The sequence below is a fragment of the Phytopseudomonas dryadis genome, from assembly GCF_004327355.1.
In the GTDB taxonomy this organism is placed as follows: domain Bacteria; phylum Pseudomonadota; class Gammaproteobacteria; order Pseudomonadales; family Pseudomonadaceae; genus Aquipseudomonas; species Aquipseudomonas dryadis.
In genome coordinates this window covers 99,112-124,601 of the sequence record NZ_QJUM01000014.1, presented here as the reverse complement: position 1 = coordinate 124,601, position 25,490 = coordinate 99,112, and the positions used below count along the sequence as shown (strand labels likewise).

13 protein-coding genes are annotated in these 25,490 nt (G+C 62.7%); all 13 read left to right on the top strand.

All coding sequences use genetic code 11. The annotated features are described in order from the left end of the window. The first annotated feature begins 5 nt into the window (after positions 1–5). The 13 genes from rnpA (at position 6) to DNK34_RS13685 (ending at position 25,490) form a co-directional block, all read left to right on the top strand. Positions 6–410: a ribonuclease P protein component gene (gene rnpA, locus DNK34_RS13745; RefSeq protein WP_207390791.1), complete on the top strand. Its 405-nt coding sequence runs from the start codon at positions 6–8 to the stop codon at positions 408–410. Then, a complete protein-coding gene (gene yidD / locus DNK34_RS13740; protein ID WP_131176161.1) occupies positions 403–648 on the top strand; it encodes a membrane protein insertion efficiency factor YidD in 246 nt (81 codons plus the stop codon). Before rnpA ends, yidD begins: the two co-directional genes overlap by 8 nt. Positions 649–650: 2 nt before the next feature. Then, entirely contained in the window at positions 651–2,393 is a 1,743-nt protein-coding gene (gene yidC, locus DNK34_RS13735; RefSeq protein WP_131176160.1) for a membrane protein insertase YidC, read from the top strand. Positions 2,394–2,464: 71 nt separating this feature from the next. Beyond that, positions 2,465–3,832 carry a tRNA uridine-5-carboxymethylaminomethyl(34) synthesis GTPase MnmE gene (gene mnmE / locus DNK34_RS13730; protein WP_131176159.1) on the top strand — a complete coding sequence of 456 codons (1,368 nt, stop codon included), beginning with the start codon at positions 2,465–2,467 and terminating at the stop codon, positions 3,830–3,832. Positions 3,833–4,015: 183 nt separating this feature from the next. Next, positions 4,016–5,206, top strand: a complete 1,191-nt coding sequence (locus DNK34_RS13725) for a tyrosine-type recombinase/integrase (protein ID WP_131176158.1) — start codon at positions 4,016–4,018, stop codon at positions 5,204–5,206. 205 nt (positions 5,207–5,411) lie between these two features. Beyond that, a complete protein-coding gene (locus DNK34_RS13720; protein WP_123521452.1) occupies positions 5,412–5,603 on the top strand; it encodes a type II toxin -antitoxin system TacA 1-like antitoxin in 192 nt (63 codons plus the stop codon). A 65-nt stretch (positions 5,604–5,668) separates the two neighbouring features. Further along, positions 5,669–8,590 (top strand): DEAD/DEAH box helicase, encoded by a 2,922-nt coding sequence (locus DNK34_RS13715; protein ID WP_131176157.1) that lies wholly within the window; start codon positions 5,669–5,671, stop codon positions 8,588–8,590. Between the two features lie 320 nt (positions 8,591–8,910). Continuing rightward, positions 8,911–13,614 carry an Eco57I restriction-modification methylase domain-containing protein gene (locus tag DNK34_RS13710; protein ID WP_242675340.1) on the top strand — a complete coding sequence of 1,568 codons (4,704 nt, stop codon included), beginning with the start codon at positions 8,911–8,913 and terminating at the stop codon, positions 13,612–13,614. Then, complete coding sequence (locus tag DNK34_RS13705) at positions 13,611–14,723, top strand: AAA family ATPase (protein ID WP_131176155.1); 1,113 nt, start codon at positions 13,611–13,613, stop codon at positions 14,721–14,723. Before DNK34_RS13710 ends, DNK34_RS13705 begins: the two co-directional genes overlap by 4 nt. Continuing rightward, the gene (locus tag DNK34_RS13700; protein ID WP_131176154.1) at positions 14,720–15,391 is read left to right on the top strand and encodes a DUF4276 family protein; all 672 of its coding nucleotides are present in this window, start codon (positions 14,720–14,722) and stop codon (positions 15,389–15,391) included. Before DNK34_RS13705 ends, DNK34_RS13700 begins: the two co-directional genes overlap by 4 nt. A 30-nt stretch (positions 15,392–15,421) precedes the next feature. Further along, entirely contained in the window at positions 15,422–17,524 is a 2,103-nt protein-coding gene (locus tag DNK34_RS13695; protein ID WP_131176153.1) for a RecQ family ATP-dependent DNA helicase, read from the top strand. A 1-nt stretch (position 17,525) separates the two neighbouring features. Then, complete coding sequence (locus DNK34_RS13690) at positions 17,526–18,920, top strand: DNA-processing protein DprA (protein ID WP_131176152.1); 1,395 nt, start codon at positions 17,526–17,528, stop codon at positions 18,918–18,920. Positions 18,921–19,127: 207 nt separating this feature from the next. Further along, complete coding sequence (locus DNK34_RS13685; RefSeq protein ID WP_131176151.1) at positions 19,128–25,490, top strand: DEAD/DEAH box helicase; 6,363 nt, start codon at positions 19,128–19,130, stop codon at positions 25,488–25,490.

The following is a 25,490-nucleotide window of genomic DNA, read 5'->3' as shown; positions in this document are numbered from 1 at the left end:
TTGTGGTGAGTCGAGGCTTCGGCCGGGAAAAGCGTCTGCTTACACCCCGGCAGTTCAAGGCAGTCTTCGACTCCCCCAGCGGCAAAGCGCCGGGCAAAAATGTCCTGCTGCTTGCGCGCAACAATGAGCTCGATCACCCACGCCTGGGGCTGGTGATCGGCAAGAAGAGCGTCAAGCTCTCGGTTGAGCGCAATCGCCTGAAACGCCAGATTCGCGAATCGTTCCGCCTCAACCAGGACAACCTGGTGGGCTGGGACATCGTGGTGGTCGCGCGTAAAGGCTTGGGCGACTTGCAGAATGCCGAACTGGCACAGCAGTTCGGCAAGCTGTGGAAACGCCTCGCCCGCAGCAAGCCAAGCCCACAGGCCGCCGATGCCCAGACCGGGGTGAACGACAATCCCCATGCGTAAACTGGCCCTGGCTTCAATCCAGTTCTACCGGTACGCCATCAGCCCTCTGATGGCCAGTCATTGTCGTTTCTATCCCACCTGTTCCTGCTACGCGCTTGAAGCCATCGAACACCATGGCGTCCTGCGTGGTGGCTGGCTGACCGTTCGTCGCCTGGGGCGCTGCCATCCCTGGCACCCTGGTGGCTACGATCCGGTGCCCCTCGCAAAAAACTCCCGTTCCTCTTCGATGGCCGAATAATCATGGATATTCAACGCTCGATCCTGATCGTCGCCCTGGCAGTCGTGTCCTACATGATGGTTCTCCAATGGAACCAGGACTACGGCCAAGCAGCCCTGCCGACTCAGACAGCTTCCACCAGCAAAGCAGCCGTGCCCAGCCTGCCCGAGACGGCTTCCGTCGCCAGCAGCGACGATGTCCCCACGGCGACTGCCGATGGCAGCGAACCGAGCCCGGTGGCGGCCGCCGCGATCAGCGAGGACCTGATCCAGGTGAAGACCGACGTGCTGGATCTGGCCATCGATCCCCGCGGCGGCGATGTGGTACGTCTGCAACTGCCGCACTACCCGCGGCGCCAGGATCGTCCCGACGTTCCCTTCCAGTTGTTCGACAATGGCAGCGAGCGCCTGTACCTGGCGCAAAGCGGCCTGACCGGCGCCAACGGCCCCGATGCCCGCGCCAACGGCCGTCCCCTGTACAACAGCGAGCAACGCGTCTATCAGCTGGCCGACGGTCAGGACACCCTGGTCGTCGACCTGAACTTCAGCGAAGCCGGGGTCGACTACATCAAGCGCTTCACCTTCCACCGTGGCCTCAACGCACAGTGTTCGGCCAAGGAACTGGAACAGAAGAAAGCCGGTTGCATCAACGGCAACGGTTACCAGATCGAGGTCACCTACCTGATCAACAACCAGAGCGACGCGGTCTGGCGCGGCAACCTGTTCGCCCAGCTCAAGCGTGACAACAGCGGCGACCCTTCCTCCAGCACCGCCACCGGCACCGCCACCTACCTGGGTGCGGCCCTGTGGACGGCAGAAAAGCCCTACACCAAGGTGTCGATGAAAGACATCGACAAGCAGGGGCTCAAGGAAACCGTACAGGGTGGCTGGATCGCCTGGCTGCAACACTACTTCGTCACCGCCTGGATCCCGGCGCAGGACGACAGCAATCTGGTGCAGACACGCAAGGACAGCCAGGGCAACTACATCATCGGTTATACCGGCCCGGCCCTGAACATCCCCGCCGGGGCCGAGGCGCAGGCCAGCGCGACCCTGTATGCCGGACCGAAGATCCAGAAGGATCTGGCCGACCTCTCGCCAGGCCTGGACAAGACCGTCGACTACGGCATCCTGTGGTTCCTCGCCGAACCGATCTTCTGGCTGCTGCAACATATCCACAGCCTGCTGGGTAACTGGGGCTTCTCGATCATTGTCCTGACCATCCTGATCAAGCTGGCGTTCTTCCCGCTGTCGGCGGCCAGCTACAAGTCGATGGCGCGCATGCGCGCGGTATCGCCAAAGCTGCAGGCGCTCAAGGAACAGTTCGGCGACGATCGCCAGAAGATGTCCCAGGCGATGATGGAGCTGTACAAGAAAGAGAAGATCAACCCGCTGGGCGGCTGCCTGCCGATCCTGGTACAGATGCCGGTGTTCCTGGCCCTGTACTGGACACTGCTGGAAAGCGTGGAGATGCGTCAGGCGCCGTGGATCCTGTGGATCACCGACCTGTCGATCAAGGATCCGTTCTTCATCCTGCCGATCATCATGGGCGCCACCATGTTCATCCAGCAGCAACTCAACCCGACGCCGCCGGACCCGATGCAGGCCCGCGTGATGAAGATGATGCCGATCATTTTCACCTTCTTCTTCCTCTGGTTCCCGGCGGGTCTGGTGCTGTACTGGGTGGTCAACAACGTCCTGTCGATCGCACAGCAGTGGTACATTACCCGCAAGATCGAAGCCGCGAGCCAGCCTTCCAAGGCGTGATCGACCAGGCTTCGCCAGCTACATGACAGGACGCCCCCACCGTGGGGCGTTCTGCTGTTCGGAGGTTCGCCATGCCCTTGTCCCGCGAAACCATCGCCGCCGTCGCCACCGCCCAGGGCCGTGGCGGCGTCGGTATCGTCCGGGTGTCCGGCCCGCGCGCACGGATGATCGCCATCACCCTCAGCGGCATCGAACCGAACCCGCGGCACGCCCACTATGGCGCCTGGCACGACGATGCGGGCGAGGTCATCGATGAAGGCTTGCTGCTGTTCTTCCCCGGGCCGCACTCCTTCACCGGCGAAGACGTCCTCGAACTGCAGGGCCACGGTGGCCCGGTGGTGCTGGACATGCTCCTGCAGCGCTGCCTGGAACTGGGCGCGCGTCAGGCACGTCCCGGCGAATTCAGCGAGCGCGCCTTCCTCAACGACAAGCTCGATCTGGCCCAGGCCGAAGCCATCGCCGACCTGATCGAGGCCAGCTCGGCGCAGGCGGCGCGCAATGCCGTGCGTTCGTTGCAGGGCGAGTTCTCCCGGCGCGTGCACGAACTGACCGAGAGGCTGATCAGCCTGCGCATCTACGTCGAAGCCGCCATCGACTTTCCCGAAGAGGAAATCGACTTCCTCGCCGATGGCCACGTACTGGGCCTGCTCGACGGCGTCCGTGAACAGTTATCCACAGTGCTGCGCGAAGCCGGGCAGGGGGCGCTGCTGCGCGACGGCATGACCGTGGTCATCGCCGGGCGCCCGAACGCCGGCAAGTCCAGTCTGCTCAACGCCCTGGCCGGCCGTGAAGCGGCCATCGTCACCGATGTCGCCGGCACCACCCGGGACGTGCTGCGCGAACATATCCACATCGACGGCATGCCCCTGCACGTGGTCGATACCGCCGGCCTGCGCGATACCGAGGATCAGGTCGAGCGCATCGGCGTGGAGCGCGCACTGAAGGCCATCGGCGAGGCGGATCGCATCCTCCTGGTGGTGGATTCCACCGCCCCGGAAGCCCAGGACCCCTTCGCCCTGTGGCCGGAGTTTCTCGAGCAGCGACCGAACCCGGCGCGGGTCACCCTGATCCGCAACAAGGCCGATCTGTCCGCGGAGCAGGTGCGCATGGAAACCCGTGCCGATGGCCACGTCAGCCTCGCACTGTCGGCCAAATCCAGCGCCGGACTAGAGCTGCTGCGTGAGCATCTTAAGGCCTGCATGGGCTTCGAGCAGACCGCCGAAAGCGGCTTCAGCGCCCGCCGCCGCCACCTGGACGCCCTGCGCCAGGCGCAGAGCCACCTCGACCATGGCCACGCACAACTGACCCTGGCCGGCGCCGGCGAGCTGCTCGCCGAGGATCTGCGCCAGGCGCAGCAGGCGCTGGGCGAGATCACCGGCGCCTTCAGTTCCGATGACCTGCTCGGGCGCATCTTCTCCAGCTTCTGCATCGGGAAGTGAGGTGGGGTCCAGGGACATCCACTGATGTCTAGTAATTCGCCTACAAACCGCATAAATAAAGGGATTTTATCTGCTGAGTGATTCGGTGATACAGTCAAAGCCACTCGATTTTATGTCCAAGTTTGGTTCCAAGTAGCCGGATTCTTCTTTCCCATCCTTCTACTTGGACATACGGGGGATGAGATGGCACTGACCGACACCGCACTCAAGGCGCTCAAGCCCAGGAACAAGACCTATACGGTCACCGACGACCGGGGGCTGTATGTGGAGGTCTTCCCGACCGGGGGTGTCGTCTGGCGCTACCGCTACCGGCTGAACGGCAAGTACGAGAAGCTGACGCTGGGAAAGTACCCCGCGCTGACGCTGAAGAACGCCCGCCTGAAGCGGGACGAGGCGGCTCAGCAAGTGGCAATGGGCCAGTCTCCGGCACAGAAAAAGCAACAGGAGAAAGTAGCTGGGGCAGAAGACGCCACCGTGGCCGAGTTCGCCGAGCTCTTCTTCAAGGACATCCAGTCACGCGACCGCAAGGACGTGACCATGCCTCGTCGCTACCTGGAAAAGGACATCCTGCCGCACATCGGCAGCAAGCCGGTCCGGGACGTCACCGCCGAAGACGTGCGCAGCGTCATCTGGCGCAAGAAGGCGCAAGGCTTCGATGCCGCAGCCGGCCAGGTGCGTGGCCTGCTCAAGCGCATGTTCGATTACGCGCTGACCTGCGGCCTGATCCAGGCCAACCCGGTCATGGCCCTGCCGATGCGGCACGTCTACCGCGCCGCCGCCCGCGAACGGGCGCTGACGCCGGACGAAATCCGGCAGTTCCTGCGCGCGATGCAAACCTCCAACATCCGCCGCCAGTTCAAGATCGCCTTCCAGTTGCTCCTGATGACCCTGGTGCGCAAGTCCGAACTGATGCTGGCGCAGTGGAAGGACGTGCATCTGGACGAAGGCGAATGGCACATCCCGGTCGAGAACTCCAAGACCGGCAAACCGCACATCGTCTACCTCTCCACCCAGGCGCAGACACTGTTCATGGAACTCAAGCCGCTGGCCAGCAGCAGTGCCTGGGTGTTGCCGGGGCGTGGCACTCTGGCCAAGCCCTTCGCCAGCAATGCGCTGAACCAGGCGCTGAAGGTGTCATTGCAGGGGCAGGAGATCCCCGCCTTCACCATCCACGACCTGCGGCGCACCGCCTCGACGCTGCTGCACGAACAGGGTTGGCCTTCGGATGTGGTGGAAAAGGCGCTGAACCACACCATCGGCGGCGTGCGCGGCGTCTACAACAGGGCGGAATACGCCGAGCAGCGGCGGGAGATGCTGCAGGCGTGGTCGGACTACATCGACAGCCTGGCGCCGTCGGCAAATCTGGTGGTGTAAGTCCGTCCGAGGTATTGGTGGCCTTTTCCCTTTTTGGGTAGGGCCGTTGACCCTTGGCGCCATTCCCCTTCGGCTTATTGCCCTTGCCTTTTCGTAATAGAGGTTGCCAAACCGTCGATCCGCATGCGTTTAACACATGTGCTTTTCGTGACATGCAAAGTGCAGTACATTTGCAAGTAAGTATGACTTATCCAAAGGTCTTGCAATGACGCGCTTGAAGGTTGAAACGCTCTCCATTCGGACGTCGCCAAACGTCAAGCAACTGTTGCGGGCCGCAGCGGAACGTGAACACCGCTCCGTGGCCTCGATGGTGGAGGTGCTGGTGATCGAATACGCACGCAAGCACGGGTTGCAGGTACCTGCGCAGGATGGACGGTCCTCGGAATCGTCAGCGTGATGGTGTGTTCGTTGGCTTGCTTCCCTGTGTCCCGTCCATCCACCCGAGCGTAGCGTAGAAACTTCATGTCCCTTTCCCAGCCTCCCGCTCCCGGCTCCCGTGCCCTGATCCGCGACGAAGAATGGCTCGTCCAGCACGCCGATCAATGCGCCCAGGGTGGCTGGCAACTTTCCTGCATCGGTGTGTCGGAAACCGTGCGCAATCGCCACGCCCTGTTCCTGACGGCGCTCGATGACGTCACCCTGATCGACCCGGCGCAGACCGAGCTGGTATTCGACGACTCTCCCGGCTTCATGGCCGCACGGCTGGCGATCGAAGCCCGTCTGCGCCAATCTGCCGTGCAGGGCGATGCCTTGGTGCTGGGGCAACAGGCCGTGATGGACACCTTGCCCTTCCAGCTCGACCCGGCCCACCATGTGCTGCAGCAACTGCGTCCACGCCTGCTCATTGCCGATACCGTCGGCCTGGGCAAGACGCTGGAAGCAGGCATCCTCACTGCAGAACTGATCCGCCGCGGCCGTGCCCGGCGCATCCTCGTGGTCGCCACCAAAAGCATGATGCGCCAGTTCCAGCAGGAGTTCTGGAACCGCTTCACCATCGCCTTGACGCGCTTAGATTCGGCTGGCATCCAGCGCATCCGCCGCCAGATACCGGCCAACCACAACCCTTTCAGCTACTACGACCGTACCATCATCTCGGTCGATACGCTCAAACGCGATAGCGAATACCGCCACTACCTGGAAAGCGCCTGGTGGGATCTCATCATCATCGACGAGGCCCACAACGTTTCCTACAAGGGCAATCGCACCCAGAGCAACCGTCTGGCCGACCTGCTGGCGCAGCGCTCCGATGCGCTCATCCTGCTCACCGCCACACCGCACAACGGCAAGAAGGAAAGCTTCGCCAGCCTGGTGCGCATGCTCGACCCCACCGTGCTGCCACCCAGGGCCGACTACACCCGCAGCGACGTGGAACACCTGTTCATCCGCCGCTTCAAGAGCGACGTGCGCGAACAGATGAAGCAGGATTTCCCCGAGCGCCAGGTCTTCAAGCTGGCCGCCCAGGCCAGCGCCGCCGAGAACCTCGCCTTCGATACCCTGGCCGAACTCAAGCTCGCCAGTGATGGCAGCGGCGCGCGCGACGGCGCCATGTTGTTCCGCACCGTGTTGGAAAAAGCACTGTTCTCCTCGCCCGCCGCCTGCCTGCAAACCCTCAAGGAGCGCATCCGCCGCCTGGAAGCCCGTGATGCAACGCATCCCGACTTGGCTTCGCTGCGCGAGCTGCAAGCCCTTGTGCAACAGATCGAACCCACACAGTTCAGCAAGCTGCAACATCTCATCGCGGAACTCAAGGACGATCCACATTGGCGCTGGGACGGCCGTGCCGCCGATGACCGCCTGGTGCTCTTCACCGAGCGCATCGAAACCCTGAAATTCCTGCAACAACACCTGCCTGCCGCGCTGGGCCTGAAGGCAGACGCCGTCGCCATCCTGCACGGCCAGTTGCCCGATCAGGAGATCCAGCAAACAGTCGAGGATTTCGGCCGCAGCCATTCGCCGCTGCGCCTGCTCATCGCCTCCGACGTGGCTTCCGAAGGTCTGAACCTGCACTACCAGTCGCACCGGCTGATCCACTTCGACATCCCCTGGTCGCTGATGGTGTTCCAGCAGCGCAACGGCCGTGTGGACCGTTACGGCCAGACGCAACCGCCCAAGATCGGCTATCTCTACACCCAGCCCCGCAACGAGCGTGTCCGTGGTGACCTGCGCTACCTGGAAATCCTCATCGAAAAAGACGAACAGGCCGCGAAGAACATTGGCGATCCCTCCGCCTTCATGGGCCTGTACGACGAAGACGCCGAAACCCTGGAAGTGGCCAAGGCCATCGAAGGCAACACCACCGCCGAAGCTTTCGCCCAGCAACTGGCGGGGGGCGACATAGATCCCTTCGAACTGCTCTGGGGCGACGCCGCCAACAACGCGACGCCACCTGTGGGCGGCGAACCTGTGCCTTCCACCACGCCATCCCCCACCGGTACGTTGCCCAGCCTGTTTGCCGGTCACTACCACTATGCCCGCGACGGCCTGCGCTGGCTGCGCCAGCACCAGCCCGAGCAGCAACCCGCCGTGCAGGCCGACGACGCCACCCGCACTCTCAGCTTCCAGCCGGGGCGTGACCTGACGCAGATTCTGGAGCGCGACCTCGCCCCGGAAATGTGGCCCACCGACAATACGTTTGCCCTCTGCGCCGACAAGCGCACAGTCGAAGCCGCCATCACCCAGTCCCGCGACGGCAGCGACTGGCCGCAACTGCACTACCTTTGGCCGCTGCACCCCATCGCCCAGTGGCTGGACCACAAGCTGATGGCCGCCTTCGGCCGCCAGCGAGCTCCGCTGCTGCGCGTGCCGCAAGGCCTGCAAGCGGGTGAAGCCATCATCCTTGTGCTGGCCCAGGTGCCCAACCGGCGTGGCCAGGCCATGCTGGCCGAATGGCTGGGCGTGCAACTCGATGCGCGGGGCCAGGTGCAGGCCGTGCTGGGCCTGCCCGATACCCTGCACCGCACCGGGCTGGACGGCGGCCAGAACCCGGCCCCGGCCAACGATGGTCATGCCCCCGACAGCCGCCTTTGGCAGCAAGCCCTGCCTGCCGTCATCCATGCCGCCGAAGCGCATCTGCGCCCCATAAAGCGGGCATTCGATGCGGACTGTCTCCAGCGCCTGGGACGAGAGCTGGACAAACTCGCCGTCTTGCAAGGCAAGCACTTGGAACAGATGGAACTGGAACTGGCGCTGGGCGGCATCGAACAAGTCCGCGCCGCCCAGCGCCAGCAGCGCGAAAGCGCCACTGCCGACCTGTTCGGCCAATACCAGCAATGGGTGCGCGACACGCTGCAACTGGATGATCGCGCCCAGTTCACCGTTGTCGCCGCCTTAGTTTCCCAACAGGACGCAGCACGACAAGACGTGGCGCAAGGAGCGGCCCAATGAGCTTCACCATCAACGGCCTGCATAATGCCAACGAGTTCTACAGCCAGCACTACCTGGACGACATCCTGGTCAAGGACCTCAAGCCCCTGTTCGAGCAGTGGAAGGAGCAGGGTAGCAACAGCCCTGTCGCCCGCCTCAGAAGCGCCAGTGGTGCCAATGGCTTCTTCCGCGACCGCGAGCGCTTCCTGGGTGAAAAATGCCCCGAGGCGCGCGCACGCCTGCTGCATGAATTGGCCCAGCCGCTGCTGGCTGCGCTCGACTACGAATTGCAGCCGCAAACCCTGGCCCTGGCCGACGCCGGCCGCGAAGGCGAATTGCCCTTGCTGGCGCTGTACCGTGACGCCAAGGGCCACCCATTGCTAGCCATCGCCACAGCGCTGGCCCTGCCAGGCGACGAAGACACCGCGCCGCTGCAACTGCCCCCGCGTGACGGCAAAGGCGCCAAGACTGGCCGTCACCAGGCGGACTGGGAAGAAACCCTTTCTCGCCGCCTGTTCGCCGACGACACCCCGCCACGCTGGGTGCTGCTGGTCCACCACGAACAATGGCTGTTGATCGAACGCAGCAAATGGGGCCGCAAGGCCCTGTTGCGCTTCGACCTGCCGGAACTGTTCGGCCCGCGCGACGAACACAGCCTGCGCGCCATCGCCGCTCTGCTGGGCAAACAATCCGTGCTGCCCGCCGAAGGCGGCGCGGCCCTGCTCGACAGCCTGGACGACAGCTCCCACAAGCACGCCTTCGAGGTTTCCACCGACCTGAAGTACGCCCTGCGCGAGTGCATCGAACTGATCGCCAACGAGGCCATCCGCTACAAGCGCGAAGTCAGCAAGGAAAAGCTCTTTGAGCGTACCGATACCGACCTGGCCGACCAGCTCAGCCGCGAAAGCCTGCGTTACATGTACCGGCTGCTGTTCCTGTTCTACATCGAGGCCCGCCCCGAACTCGGCTATGCCCCGATCCAGGCCGAAGCCTATCTGAAGGGCTACAGCGTCGAACACCTGCGCGAGCTGGAACAGACCCCGCTCACCACCGACGAAGCCCGCAACGGTTTCTACTTCCACGATAGCCTGCAACAACTGTTCGGCCTGATCTGGCAGGGCTTCCCGCGCCGCGATGCCGGTAGCGGGCAGCAGGAGCTGAACGCCGGTCTTGACCCTGCACCGGGCGACATCGCGCAAGGCAGTGGCTTCACCATCGCCCCGCTGCAAGGCCATCTGTTCGACCCGGAGCGCACCCGGCTGCTGAACAGCGTCAGGTTGCGCAATCAGGTGCTGCAAAAAGTCGTCGAGCTGATGTCCCTGTCGCGTGGCAGCAGCGGCAACGGGTTTGCCAGAAACAGTCGCCGTGGCCGCATCAGCTACGCCACCCTTGGCATCAACCAGCTCGGTGCCGTGTACGAGGCGCTGCTCTCCTTCCGTGGCTTCTTCGCCGAAGAAGACCTGTATGAAGTGCGCCGCGACCCCAAGGCTAAAAAGACCAGTAGCTCGGAAGAAGACGAAGCCGAGGTCCCCGATGACAGCGACGCCACGGATGACGACGACACCCCGTCGCCCAGCGCCCGCGAAAAACGCAAGGACGCCGAACTCGACCCGCTGGAAGCGGCCTATTTCGTGCCTGCCAGCGCCATCAGCCAGTACAGCGACGCTGAACGCCTGTTCGGCGGCGAGCCGCGCCTGTACCCCAAGGGCCGCTTCATCTACCGCCTGGCCGGCCGCGCCCGCGAGAAATCCGCCAGCTACTACACCCCGGAAATCCTCACCCGTTGCCTGGTGGAACACGCCCTGCGCGAAATCCTGCCCGGCAAATCCGCCGACGACATCCTGCGCCTGACCCTCTGCGAACCCGCCATGGGCAGCGCGGCCTTCCTGAACGAAGCCGTCAGCCAGCTTGCCGAAGCCTACCTGCAGGCCAAGCAGAAGGAACTGGGCCAGAGCATCCCCCACGACGACTACGCGGCAGAAAAGCAGCGGGTCAAGATGTATATCGCCGACACCAACGTGTTCGGCGTCGATCTCAACCCCGTGGCCGTGGAACTGGCCGAAGTCTCGCTCTGGCTCAACGCCATCTTCAAGGGCGGCCATGTGCCTTGGTTCGGCCTGCAATTGGTGGCCGGCAACTCCCTGGTCGGAGCGCGGCGCGACGTTTTCAGCACCGCGCAACTCTCGCCCGGCCGAGGTGAGAAGGATATGCCCGAGCGCGACTGGCGCTGCGCCGTGCCGCGTGCCCTTACGCTCTCAGAAACACCCTCCGCCACCGATATCTTCCACTTCCTGCTGCCCGCCGATGGTATGGGCGCAGTCACCGACAAGGTGGTCAAGGCGCTGGAACCCGCCGCCTTCGAACGCTTCAAGCAATGGCGCAAAGCCTTTGCCGCGCCGCTGGAACGCAGCGAAATCACCCGCGTGCAAGCCATCGCCCAGGCCGCCGAAGCGCTCTGGCAGCAGCACGCCCAGGAACTGGCCCGCGTGCGCCGCGCCACCAGCGACCAACTGCACGTCTGGCCCAGCACCGATGCTAACCACGCGCCCACCACCACCGCGCAGAAGGACGCCACCTTCCAGCGCGAAATGCTCAGCGAGGCGCAGAAGAACGCCAGTCCGTACCGCCGCCTCAAGCTGGTGATGGACTACTGGTGCGCGCTCTGGTTCTGGCCGTTGGATAAGGCTAACGACCTGCCCAGCCGCGAGGAATGGTGGTTCGTGCTGGAAACCGTACTGCTCGGTAATGCCAGCCTGATGGCACCCACGGATGGCATCGATCTGTTCCCGGAAACCGTGCCGCAGATCACGCTGGACCTCACCCCCGAGCGCGACCGCTACGGCTATGTGGACATCTCATTGCTGATCGAAACCCGATCAGAGCTGCAAGTCGCGCAGGCAGTGGCCGAGCAGCAGCGTTTTTTGCATTGGGAACTGGAATTCGCCGACATCTTCCAGCAGCGTGGCGGCTTCGACGTAGTGCTGGGCAACCCGCCATGGATCAAGGTCGAATGGAATGAGCAAAGCCTGCTCTCGGACTTCGACCCGCGCTTTGCCATCCGCAAGCTCTCCGCCAAACAAACCGCCGATCAACGCGAAGCCGTGTTCACCGCCACGTCCCAAGCCCGCGCCGACTACCTGGCCGAATGCGTGGCCACCGAGGGCGTGGGCGAATACCTCAATGCAGTGCAGAACTATCCGCTACTCAAGGGCCAGCAAAGCAACCTGTACAAATGTTTCCTGCCGCTGGTGTGGCGTGTGGGCAGTGGCGTGCAGGCACTGCTGCACCCGGAAGGGCCATATGACGACCCAAATGGTGGCCAGTTCCGCGCAGCCGTGTATGTACGGCTGCGAGCGCACTACCAATTCCAGAACGAACTAAAGCTATTTGCTGAAGTTGCCCACCGCGCAAAATACAGCATCAATGTCTATGCGCCATCGCAACCGTCGCCGCAGTTTACGACGATGGCAAATCTATTCCACCCATCAACCATCAGGGCCAGTCTGGAGCATACTGGCGCTGGGCCGACACCGGGCATCAAGAACGAAGGTGACGGATGGGACTTCAACGGGCATCGCAACCGTACCGTGGAAGTGAATGAAGGAGTGCTCGCCACCTTCGCCAAGCTCTACGACATCCCGGGTACACCGCCCTTGCTGGCCCGCCTGCCCGCCGTCCACAGTCGGGAACTGATCTCGGCACTGGAAAAGTTCGCTTACGTCCCGCGTCGCTTAGGCGACTTGAAAGACGATTACTTCACGACGGTGTGTTTTGATGAAACCTATGCACAGCGCGACGGCACCATCCGCCGGGAAACCGGCTTCGTCGCCTCGCCTGCCGACTTTGTACTCTCCGGCCCACATTTCTACGTCGGCAACCCGTTCAGCAAGACGCCAAAGGCCATCTGCGAAACCCACAAGGCTTACGACAACCTCGACCTCGAACACCTGCCAGACCACTACCTGCCACGCAGCAACTACCGCCCCGCCTGCAGCGCCGCCGAATACGCCCGCCGCGTTCCGCGCGTCAGTTGGGTAGAGGAAGGGGAAGTCGAAGCCAGACCGGCGAACATGTCTTTTCAAATGATTCATCGGCGAATGCTGAGTCAATCTGGCGAGAGGACATTAATTGCTACCGTGGTGCCAGCAGGTGCTGCCTCTATCAATACATGCGTTGCTACCACATTCCGTAGCAGCTCAAATTTGGTGAGCATCGCAGCTTGCCTCTGCTCGATACCTTTTGATTTTTTCACTAAAAGCACCGGCAAAGGCGATCTCTATGGAGAGGGTTTAGCAAAATTTCCGCTCTTGGCATCGAGTACGGTACTGACAACTAGGTTTCTTGCGATAACCTGCCTCACCACCCACTACGCCGACCTTTGGCAAACCTGCTGGCAACCCGAGTTCCAGCAAGACTCTTGGGCCAGCGCCGACCCGCGCCTGCCGCAAGACTTCTTCGCCCAGCTCACCCCCGACTGGCAACGCCACAACGCCCTGCGCAGCGACTACGCCCGCCGCCAGGCCCTGGTGGAAATCGACGTCCTCGCCGCCCAGGCCCTGGGCCTGACCCTCGACGAACTGCTCACCATTTACCGCGTGCAGTTCCCCGTCATGCGCCAGTACGAGCGCGACACCTGGTACGACGCCACCGGTCGCATCGTCTTCACCGCCAGCAAGGGCCTCGTCGGCGTTGGCCTGCCCCGCAAGGCCAACCGCAGGGACGCTGAGTGCACCGTCATCACCCCAGACGGCATCCGCAAGCCGCGCCGCCTCGGCTGGGAAGACCTCCAACCCAAGGCCATGCCCGACGGCACGTTGCATCCCCAAATCCCCGATGGCACGGTGATCGAGCGCCCCATTACCGACACCACCCAACCGGGCGGCCCCATCGACCGCACGATCCGCTACACCGCGCCCTTCACCTTGGCGGATCGCGAGGCGGATTACCGCGTAGCATGGAAACATTTCAGCGAGCAGTCGCAGGGTGACCAGCCACATGCGCATGCCGATGGCAGCGCGAGTCCAGATCAAGGACAAACCCCATGAGCAAGAAGAACCGCATCAGCAAACTGAGCATCGATGGATTCAAATCCATCCGCAGCCTGCCTGATTTTGAACTCGGCAATCTCAATGTGTTGCTGGGTGCCAATGGCGCGGGCAAGAGCAGCTTTGTCTCCTATTTCCGCATGTTGGGGGAGATGGTGGAGGGGCGGCTGCAGAAATGGGCAGTCCAGCAGGGCGGTGCGGATCGAATCCTGAGCTTTGGTATCAAGGAGACGAACCGCGTCGAGTCTTTTATCCGCTTTGGCTTGAATGGTTACAGATTTGCACTTGAGCCGACGGTTGATGGTGGATTCGTTTTTGCCAATGAACGACTATTTTTTGCCGGCCCATACTACGGTGACAAGTGGATTGAGTTGGGCAACGGGCACCAGGAAGCCAAGCTCAAGGAACAGTTCTTGGCATGGCCATCGGGAAGCGAGGCGGATTATTGCTACAGCTCGATTTCCAGTTGGAAGGTCTTTCACTTCCATGACACCAGTGATACCGCAGGCGTCAAGCGCTGGGGAGGCTTGCAGGACAACGACTATCTGCGCCCCGATGCCTCCAATCTGGCGTCCTATCTGTTTCGTCTTCAGGAAGACGAGCCGGAGGTGTACGAGCAAATCCGCAAGACGGTACAGCTTGCCATTCCATTCTTCGACGATTTCGCCCTCAAGCCGCGCAAGCTTAAGGGCGACGACGAGCAAATCCGCCTGCTCTGGAGGCAGAAAGACAGCGACTACACGTTTTGGCCGAGCCAGTTGTCGGATGGCTCCATCCGCTTCATCTGCCTGGTCACGGCGCTGCTGCAACCCGATCCACCCTCGACCATCATCATCGATGAGCCGGAACTGGGCCTGCACCCCTACGCGATCACGCTGCTGGCTTCCTTGCTGCGCTCGGCATCCACGCGCATGCAGGTGATCGTGTCCACACAGTCCGTTCCGCTGGTGGATGAGTTCACGGTGGACGATCTCATCATCGTCGAACGTGAACAGGGCGATACGGTGTTCAAGCGGCTGGACGAAGAAGAACTCAAGACTTGGTTGGAGGACTACACGCTGGGCGAGTTGTGGGAGAAGAACATCCTGGGCGGGAGGCCGCGCAAATGATCCGGGTACATGTCGTTTGCGAAGGGCAGACCGAGGAAATGTTCGTCAGCCAAGTATTGGCTGAGGCGTTCGAGTCGCAAGGAATTTATCTCGTCCCAGCCTTGATCGGAAAACCCGGACACAAGGGAGGCAACGTCCGCTTTGAGCGCGTGCTAACCGACGTTCAGAAGCGTTTGCTGGGCGAGCGAAAGGCATGGTGCACGACGTTCTTCGACTTCTACGGCTTACCGGAGGAGTTTCCGGGCAAGGTCGAGGCGAACGGTTTGAACGATGTGGACAGCAAGGCGGAGTGCCTGCAGCAGGCGATGACCGCTCGATTACGCGACAGGATAGGCGATGACCCCATGCGCCGCTTTGTCCCGTATGTGCAGATGTACGAATTCGAAGGGCTGCTGTTCAGTTGCCCGGATCAACTGGCCTCCGGCATCGGGCAGTCCGACCTGGGTGCAAAATTCCAAAGCATTCGTGATGGCTTCGACACGCCAGAGGCCATCAACGACAGCCCCGTCACTGCCCCCAGCAAGCGCATCCTCAAGCTGTTCAACGGTTATGAAAAGCCGTTGCATGGCTCGCTTGCCGCGCTGGAAATAGGCCTGACGGCAATTCGCCAGGAATGCCCGCGCTTTGATGCGTGGCTGCGCCAGATCGAGGCATTGCGGGCGGGATAGCAGGAAAAATGAAAGATCAAGGGAGAAAGCATGGCTACCCGCGAACAAGCAGAAATCTATTTGCAACGCGCCCTTGCCCAGCCGCAGGCTCACTTCCGCGACGGCCAGTGGGAGGCCATCGACGCCCTGGTCAATCACCGGCACAAGCTGCTGGTGGTGCAGCGTACCGGTTGGGGCAAGTCATCGGTGTATTTCATCGCCACGCGCCTGCTGCGCGATGCGGGTGCCGGCCAGACCATCATCGTCTCGCCACTGCTGGCGCTGATGCGCAACCAGATCGATGCGGCGCAGCGGCTAGGCGTGCGGGCCTCGACGATCAATTCGTCCAATGCCGATCAATGGCCGCAGGTGATCCAGGAGGTGCTGGCCAACCAGGTGGACGTGCTGCTGGTGTCGCCGGAACGCTTCGCCAACGACAGGTTCAGCGAGGAGGTGCTGCTGCCGCTCGCGCAGAACCTGGGGCTGTTCGTGGTGGACGAGGCGCACTGCATTTCCGACTGGGGCCATGACTTCCGCCCGGACTACCGGCGCCTGGTCAACGTGCTGCAACGCATGCCATCCAATCTGCCGATCCTGGGCACCACGGCCACCGCCAATGACCGGGTGGTTGACGACATCGTTGGGCAACTGGGCAACATTCGCGTGCTGCGTGGCTCGTTGATGCGTGAGTCGCTTGCACTGCAAACAACACGGCTGGGGGATCAGGCGGCGCGTCTGGCGTGGCTGGCCCACCATATCCCGCAGATGCATGGTTCGGGCATCGTGTATGTGCTGACCCAGCGCGATGCCGGGCAGGTTGCGCGATGGCTGAATGAAAACGGCATCTTGGCCGAAGCCTATTTCAGCGGAGCAATCGGCCCTGATGGCGAAGAGACCAATGTCTGGCGGGAGCAACTGGAAGACCGCTTGCAACGCAACCAGTTGAAAGCACTTGTGGCAACGACGGCGCTCGGCATGGGCTACGACAAGCCGGATCTTGGCTTCGTCATCCATTACCAGTCACCGGGTTCCATCGTCGGCTATTACCAGCAGGTGGGACGCGCGGGCCGTGGCATCAACCGTGCGCTGGGCATCCTGCTGGCTGGCGATGAAGATGCGCGCATCCACGAATTTTTCCGCCGCAGTGCCTTTCCGGATGAGCGGCAGGTATCGGCTTTGCTGGAGGCGCTGGAGAATTCGGATGGCCTGACCGAACGGGATCTGGAGCAGCGTTTGAATGTCCGTCACGGCCGGATCGGTGATGTCTTGAAATACCTTTCGGTAGAGAACCCGGCACCAGTCATCAAGCAAGACAAGCGCTGGGTGCGCACGCCGGTGCCTTATCGCCTGGATGTGGAGAACATCCGCCGCTTGACCGGCATCCGCGAGCAGGAATGGCAGGAAATGCAGGATTACATGGCAACCACGTCCTGCAAGATGGAGTTCTTGGCCCGTGTGCTGGACGATCCTTCACCTGGCCCATGCGGCAAATGCGCATCGTGCCTGGGGCAATCGATCGTGCCAGAGACATTCCCGCAAGCACTGGGCGTGAAGGCTGCTCAGTTCCTGAGGCACTCGGAGTTCCCGTTGGAATGCAAGAAGCAGATCGCGGCCGGCGCGTTTCCGCTATACGGCTTCCATTTCAACACCATTCCGCAAGCACTGCGGGCGGAAACTGGGCGTGTGCTTTCACGCTGGGGCGATGCGGGCTGGGGTACGGTGGTGGAAGCGGGCAAGCAGGCCGGCCACTTCGGGGATGAGCTGGTAGAAGCGGTGGCAGAGATGATCCGGAACCGTTGGCGTCCGGAGCCTGCACCGACCTGGGTGACGTGCATTCCTTCGCGCAATCACCCCGAACTCGTGCCGGATTTCAGCCGCCGGTTGGCACAACGGCTGGGGCTGCCGTTTCATCCGGCGATCACCAAGCGGCGCGACAACCAACAACAGAAGTTCCAACAGAACCGATACCACCAGTGCAGCAACCTCGACGGCGTGTTCGGTGTGGAGGGCCAGGTGCCGGCCGGTCCGGTTCTTCTGGTGGATGACATGGTGGATTCGGCCTGGACGCTGACCGTGGCGGCTATTTTGCTGCGGCAGGCAGGTTGTCCGGCCGTGCTTCCTGTAGCGCTGGCGGCCACCAGCGATGGAGATTGAGATGCAATTGAGTGAACAAGCCCAGGCGATCTTGCTGCTGACGGCATGGTTGGGGAAACAGGATCCGTCGGGTGCGACGCCCTTGACGCCGACGGAATGGGGGCGCTTTGCCCTGTTCCTGCGTGACACAGGCCGGAATCCAGCCGATCTATTGAGGGTGTCGGATGTGGCGTCATTGCTGTCCGGGTTCGAGGACAAGAAGGTGACACTTGAGCGCATCGGCAAGCTGCTGGGTCGCTCTGCGGCTTTGGGCATCGCGTTGGAGAAATGGCAGCGAGCGGGCCTGTGGATTCTGACCCGATCGGATGCGGACTACCCGAAGCGTTGGAAACATTGGTTGAAGAACGACGCACCGCCCGTCCTGTTTGGTGCCGGTAACCGGGATCTGCTCAATCGGGGCGGAATTGCGGTGGTCGGATCGCGTGACCTGGATGATGCGCAAGTGGCATTCACGGGAAGGCTTGGCCGGAATATCGCCCATCAAGGGCAGGCCGTGATTTCCGGTGGTGCGCGTGGCGCAGATGAAGCCGCCATGTTGGGGGCGCTTGAATCCGAGGGCATGGCAGTTGGCGTGCTGGCCGATTCTTTGCTGCGCGCCTGCACGTCGGCAAAATATCGCAAGGCACTAATGCGCAACGATCTGGCCCTGGTTTCTCCGTTCAATCCGGAAGCTGGATTCAACGCGGGCAATGCGATGGCTCGTAACAAGTACATCTATTGCTTGTCCGATGCGGCCATTGTGATCGCTGCCACCGAGAACAAGGGTGGCACCTGGGCCGGTGCCATCGAAGATCTTAAGCGAGGCTGGGTGCCGCTGTGGGTGCGACAAGGCCATGTTCCCGGCAACAAGGCGCTGGTGGATAAGGGGGCGAACTGGCTTCCCGAGGATTTCCATGTGCGGCAGTTGAGCGATACACAGGCCACAGCTCCCTCAGTTGCGCCTCATGTCGCTGAGGGGGTGGAGGCATACGCAATGCGGCTAACAGTTGAGCATGGCGCAGCATCCAGTATTGCGCAGGCTTCGGATGCGAAGCAGGAAGTGTGTGCTGAAGGCTCCGATCAGCAGGCAGGGACTGCTTCGGCAACGACAAACAAGCCCGAATCGGGAGAAACCCCATATGAGAGTTTCTTGCTTCGTCTCGATGCACTCTTGCGCGAGCAGGCGTTGAGCTTAAAGGAACTGCAAAGTGAAATGGAAATTAAGCCGAAGCAGCTTTCCGAATGGTTGAAGCAGGCGGGCGCAGAGGGTGTCGTCGTCAAAACCCGATCGCCCGTGAAATACAGGTTGAGCAGAGGGGTGGATGCCCCTAAGGATGAGAAGAAGGCGGATGGGAAGGAAAAGAGCGCTCTTGGTTTAGATACAGGCGAAAGTACCCAGACGGGTTTCGAGTTCTGATTTGGATTGAGGAGCAGTGGGAGCCATGCGGATCAAAGTATCGTGCCGCTTGCTGACGGAACCGGCAGGTCGAGGATGGGGGGATTCCCGTCCGAGCATGGGGGGATTTATGCAATCCCCCCATGCTCGGACGGCGAGTGAGGCAGCTTGCAACCTTGGACTTGCAACCTTTTGGGATGAGCTTGCAACCTTTCGGCGAGAGATTGCATGCAACCTTTGATCGTTTCCCAGCAAATCACCCAAGGCGTCGCCGACTTCCTGCGCGCGGCCTTCCCGGCTACCACGCCGGGCTTCGATGGTCTGATCCAGCGCTTCCTGGCCGACCGCGATCGGGTGTTCAAGGGACCGTACCTGACTTTGCCGCTGCCGTTCCGCAAGCAGGCCGATAGGAACCAGCCCGCGTTCGGCTGGCTACCGCCGGGCTTCGTCCCCCATGCTCACCAGGGCCGGGCGTTCGCCCGCCTGACCGGCGAGCAGGCCCGATCGACTCTGGTGGCCACCGGCACCGGCTCAGGCAAGACCGAGTGCTTCCTCTATCCAATCCTGGAGCATTGCCGCGAACAACGGGAACTGGGCCGGCCGGGCATCAAGGCCATCATCCTGTACCCGATGAACGCGCTGGCCTCGGACCAGGCCAGCCGACTGGCCAAGGAGATCCTGCGCACACCAGCCCTGGCCGGTATCCGCGCTGGCCTGTACGTGGGCGAGGCTCCAGCCGAGGAATCCTCCCGCGTGCAGCAACTGGCCGATGGCAGCTTCTCGATCATCACCGACCGCAACGCGCTGCGCGAAAACCCGCCGGACATCCTGCTGACCAACTACAAGATGCTGGATTTCCTGTTGATCCGTGCCGCCGATGCGCCGCTGTGGGCGCGGCAGCAGCCGGATACGCTGCGCTATCTGGTGGTCGATGAGCTGCATACCTTCGACGGTGCCCAAGGCACGGATCTGGCCTGCCTGATCCGCCGCCTCAAGGGCCGGCTGGAGACGCCGCCGGAGCAACTGGTGTGCGTGGGCACCTCGGCCACGCTGGGCAGCGATGGCGAACAGGATTTGCTGGCGTTTGCCGGCCAGATCTTCGGTGAGACGCTGGATGACCACGCCGTGATCGCCGAAGACCGCGAGCCGGTGGCGGACTATCTGGCGGATGCCGTGGTGGAGTTCACCCAATCTCCGCCGCCGGACGCCGTGTCGGTGTTGGACCCGGCAGCCCATGACGGCTTGCAGCCCTGGCTGGCGGCCCAGGTGCCACTGTGGTTCGGCACCCCGTACAGTGCCGAACAAGTGGTCGATGCGGGCTGGCGCTGTCGGTTGGGCGCAATGCTGAAAAGCCATTTCGCCTTCCAGAACCTGTTGCGCGATATGGAGCGCCTGGGGCCGCGCGCCGTAGCGCTGGACGATCTGCTGGCGGTACTGGCGCGCCGCCTGCCCCCACATGCCGACGCGCGCTATCCGCTGCTGTGGCTGGGCAGCCTGCTGGCGCTGGTGGCGCATGCGCGCCAGCCTCGTGGCGTGTCGCTTGATGCGGTGCGCGGCGAACAGGACACAGCCTTCTTCCTGCAGGTCAAAGTGGAGCTCTGGCTACGCGAACTGCGCCGCATGGTGGCTTCGTTGGACAACCCGCCTCGACTGACCCATCACGACGATCTGGGCAAGGCCGAGCAGGCACAGGTCTGGTTGCCGGTGATCCACTGCCGAGACTGCCACGCCACAGGCTGGGGCGCCACCTTGCCCAGGACCAGTCCGAACCAGTTCAGCCAGGACATCCAGCAGTTCTACAGCGCCTTCTTCGCCGAGGATGTCAGCACCCGCTTTCTGTTCCCCCATGGCGAAAGCGCGGACCCGAAGGTGTTCGAGCACAAGAAGGTCTGCCCGCGCTGCGGTACCCTGCATGCGTTGGGGCAGACGCACTGCGATTGTGCCGAGGACCCGGTCGCGCTGGTGGATGTCGATGTGACCGCCAACCTGCGCGAAGGCATGCGCAACGGCGCCCGCTATACCCGTTCCCATCATGACTGCCCGTACTGCGGCGGGCACAAGACGCTGTCCATCGTCGGTTCGCAAGCGGCCAGCCTGGCAGCGGTAATGCTGGCGCAACTGTTCGGTTCACGTTTCAACCCGGACAAGAAGCTGATTGCATTTTCCGATTCCGTGCAGGACGCGGCACACCGTGCGGGCTTCCTGGCGGCCCGGACCTGGCGCTTGAACTTACGTCCAGCGGTGGCCCAGGTCATCGCCGCGGCGCAGCAGGCCGGGGAACCGCTGACGCTGGCGCAACTGCCGCAGGCCTTCGAGGACCACTGGCTGCCCGCAATGGGGCAGGGCCATTACCTGGCCAACTTCCTGCCGCCGCAACTGCATTGGCTGCGGGATTTTGAAACGCTGATGAGCGAAGGTACGCTGCCAGCCAATAGCGAGTTGCCGCAGGATTTGTGTCGCATCCTGCCGTGGGTACTGAATGCCGAGTTCGGCCAGGATGCCCATATCGGCCGCAGCCTGACCGTTACCGGGACCGCCAGCGTGGAACCGCCACCACAGGCACTGACATCGGCCGTGCAGTGGATGTCGCCACGCCTGCGGGCCACGCTGGAACCGCTGGCAGATGTGCCGGCGGATGTCCTGTTGGTATTCCTGCAAGGCATCGTGCAATCCATGCAACGGCTGGGGGCCTGGCGCGACTCTGGCCTGCATTTCTATGCACAGGTCGGCAACCGACCGTGGGTCTACAAGCGCAATCCGGTGCAGTTCCAAATGCTGTCCGGCCCGCGTCCGCCACGCTTCGTGAGCCTGGTCGATTACCAGCGCTGCGTCGGTGTGTTGGGCAGCCATGCTAAGTGGTATCGCGCATGGGCCTTCAAGGCACTGACGCCGCTGCATGCGTTGGCTCTGGGCGCTGACAGTTTACTGCCAGCGCTGTATCAGCTGGCGTTCGAGGCACTGGCCGAGGTGGGTTTGCTCGGCGCTGAACAGGCAGACGGCAAGCCGGAGATTCGCGTGTGGGGTCTGGAGCCGGGCGCTTTTCTGGTTTCCTTGGGCAGTCGCGCTTGGCGTTGCGACACCTGCCGCAGCGAGTGGCGCACCGGGACTGAAGTTTCGCTTGCCGGGCAGCCTTGCCGGCATCCCGGCTGCCGAGGGCATCTGGAAACGCTGGCGGAAGGCGATGCCGACTATTACCGCGGCCTGTATCTGCGTGCGGACATCCAGCGCGTGGTCGCTCACGAACACACCGGCCTGCTGCCACGCGGCACGCGCGAGCGGGTGGAGCACAGCTTCAAGTCCGATAGCCACGCTCCCGGCAACATCAATGTGCTCTCGGCCACGCCGACGCTGGAGATGGGGATCGACATCGGCGACCTGTCGGCAGTGCTGCAATGTTCCGTGCCGCCGCAGCAGGCCAACTACATCCAGCGGGCGGGACGCGCGGGACGCAGTACCGGCAATGCCTTGTTGCTGACCATGGCAGCCAGCAAACCGCACGACCTGTATTTCTGGGCCGATCCCAAGGAAATGATCGCCGGCAGCGTGCCGGCACCGGGCGTGTTCCTCAATGCTTCGGCGGTGCTGGAGCGCCAGTTGACGGCGTTCACGCTGGATTGCTGGGTGCGCGAACGGGGTCGGAGCGCGTTGATTCCGCAGGAGATCCGCATGGTGCTCAGCGCGGTGGACAACGGTGCGACGACGCGTTTTCCCTTCCCCTGGCTGGAGTATGTGGAGGCAAACCGGGCTAGCTTGCTGGATCGCTTCCTGGCGCTGTTCCAGCAAGGCGGTGGGCAAATCCTGACCGAAGCCACCCGGCAGTGGTTGGCACGTTTCGTCAATGGTCGGCAGGACGAGGAAAGCTCTCTGACCTTCAAGATCGTCAGCAAGCTGCAGGGTATCGCCCGTGATGTGGCACAGATCAAGCGTCTGCGCGAGAAGACCGCCAAGGAAGTGGAGAAGCTAGAGCAGCTTCCGGTGCGCGGCGAGGAACAGGAGGAAGAGCTGAAAACCCTGCGCCAGGAACGTGCGGCGTTGGCGCGCCTGATCGGTGGGATCGAGGGCAAGGCCACCCTGAACGTCTTCACCGACGAAGGCCTGCTGCCCAACTATGCCTTCCCCGAACAAGGCGTGCTGCTGCGCTCGATCATCGTGCGCGACACCCGCCGGGAAGGACCGCCTGCCGAGCCATTGACCTTCGAATACGAGCGCCCCGGCGCAACCGCCATCACCGAGCTGGCGCCCAACAACACCTTCTATGCCGAAGGCCGCCGAGTGGTCATCAACCAGGTGGATGTTTCCCGCGTCAAACCGGAGGCCTGGCGTCTGTGCCGCCAATGCTCCTACGCAGAGCCTTTGTCGGCAGGCGATCGGCACCACCAATGCCCGCGCTGCGGCGACGGCCAGTGGCGCGACACCGGGCGGGTCCATGAAATGCTGCGCCTGACTACAGTGTTTGCGCGCACACTGGACCGCGAAAGCCGGATCGCCGACGATTCCGACGAGCGCACACGTGGTTTCTACGTGCGCCAGGCGCTGGTGGACAGCCCGCCGGAAGCGGTGCGCCAGGCGTTCGCCATCGACAACCCGGGTTTCCCGTTCGGGTTCGAATTCCTCGACCGGGTGACATTCCGCGAGGTGAACTTCGGCGAGCAGACGGTGGATGCAACGCCGATGACCATCGCTGGGGAGGAGCGGGGTCGCCCGGGGTTCTCCATCTGCCCGGAGTGCGGCACGCTACAGCGTCGCCGCAAGGCAGAAGAACTTTATCGCAACCATGCCCCCTGGTGCTCACGCCGTAAGACGCCTGAGGCCAGCGTCCAGCAATGCATCTTCCTGTACCGGGAGTTCGCCAGCGAAGGTATCCGGCTGTTCCTGCCCGAGGTCGGATTTGCCGAATCCAAGGAAGCCTTGCTGAGCTTCATCTCCGCGTTGGAACTGGGGCTGAGTAAACGCTTCAAGGGGGCGGTGGCGCACCTGCGCATCGCCACCGACGTGCGGATGGCGGCAGACTCGGAGTCGGCGCGGACCTATCTGGTGATCTACGACAGCGTGCCGGGCGGCACCGGATATTTGAAGGAACTGATGCGCGACCCGGCTCCGCTGTTTGAAGTGTTCAGTCTGGCGGCTAACGCATTGAACACCTGCACCTGCAACCAGGACGACACCGCCGACGGCTGCTATCGGTGCATGTATCGCTACCGCAACAGTCATGAACGCCAAGCCATCTCGCGCACGGTGGCGCAGAAGCTGTTGGCACAGATTCTTGAGCATCGCGCAGAGCTGAAGCCTATCGACAACCTTTCCCGGCAGCCGGACAACAGCCTGCTGGAAAGCACGCTGGAAAAGCGATTTCTTGAAGCGCTGCGGCGAGAGCATGATGGTGTCACTTTCACGCTCAAGGACAAGCTCGTCGGCGGCAAACATGGGTACTTGGTCCAGGCAGGCAGTCGCCGCTGGCGTCTGGAATTGCAGGTGGCACTCGGCGAGCGCGAGGGTGTCGTCGTGCCATGCAAACCGGATTTCGTTTTCTGGCCCGACGACGGCGTGGACGATTTGCCCGTCGCGGTATTCACTGATGGTTGGCAGTACCACAAGCACATCGTGGTCGAAGATCTGGCCAAGCGCATGGCTGTGGCCAAGAGCGGGCGGTTCGCTGTCTGGACGCTGACCTGGGACGACATTGACGCGGCGCTGCGTGCCGAACCGGCCCCGGATTCCACAGCCTGGGACGAATTGCTGCTCGGGCCTGCCGATCAGGTGGTCACACGTCTATGCGAGGCTCAGGGGATCGCCTCGTTGGCCGCCTTCCACCGCTTGTCACCTTTCCTGCAACTGCATCGTCGGCTGGCAGCGGGACAGCACGATGCCTTGCGCCGCCTCGCCGGCGTCCTGGGTGCGGCCATGCTGGTGCCACCTGGCGATGACGCTGCCTTGCAAGGCTTCAAGCAAGGCGCCTTCCGCTGTCGGCTCGACGACTATGGCTTGTTACCCGACACCCGTACGCACCGCTGGGGCCATCGCACCTGGAACGCGGCCGTGCAATGGCTGGCCGGCCTGTCGCCGGAGCAGTTGCAGCAATGGATGACCGGCAAGGCAGCATCACCCGCAGAGCCTGTGGTGCTGGTGCAGTGGCAACCGGAAGATATACCGGAGCTCGATCTGCAACGGCGCTGGCGCCATCTCTGTCAGTGCCTGAACCTGCTGTTGCCCTTGCGCCATCTTTGGGCAGGCCATGACGAGATGGCCGGCCTGTCTAGCTTCCAGGCCAGCCCTGCACTGCGCCAAGCAGAGCAGACGTTCGACAGTCATTGGCAAACGGCACTGGAGTTGGCCAGCCCGGATGTGCAGGCATGGTTGCTTGCATTGGCGCATGCAGGAGCACCGCTGCCGGAAGTCGGCTTCGAATTGATCGACGAACGCGGCCGGGTACTGGCAGAGGCAGAGCTGGCCTGGGTCAGCCTGAAGATCGCCGTACTGCTGACCGATTACCAGGCCGATGCGTCCCGCTTCGAGGCAGAAGGCTGGACGATCCATATCGCAACCGAGGACGCGCCAGCCCAGGCGCTTCTGGATAGCTTGAAGGAACATTGA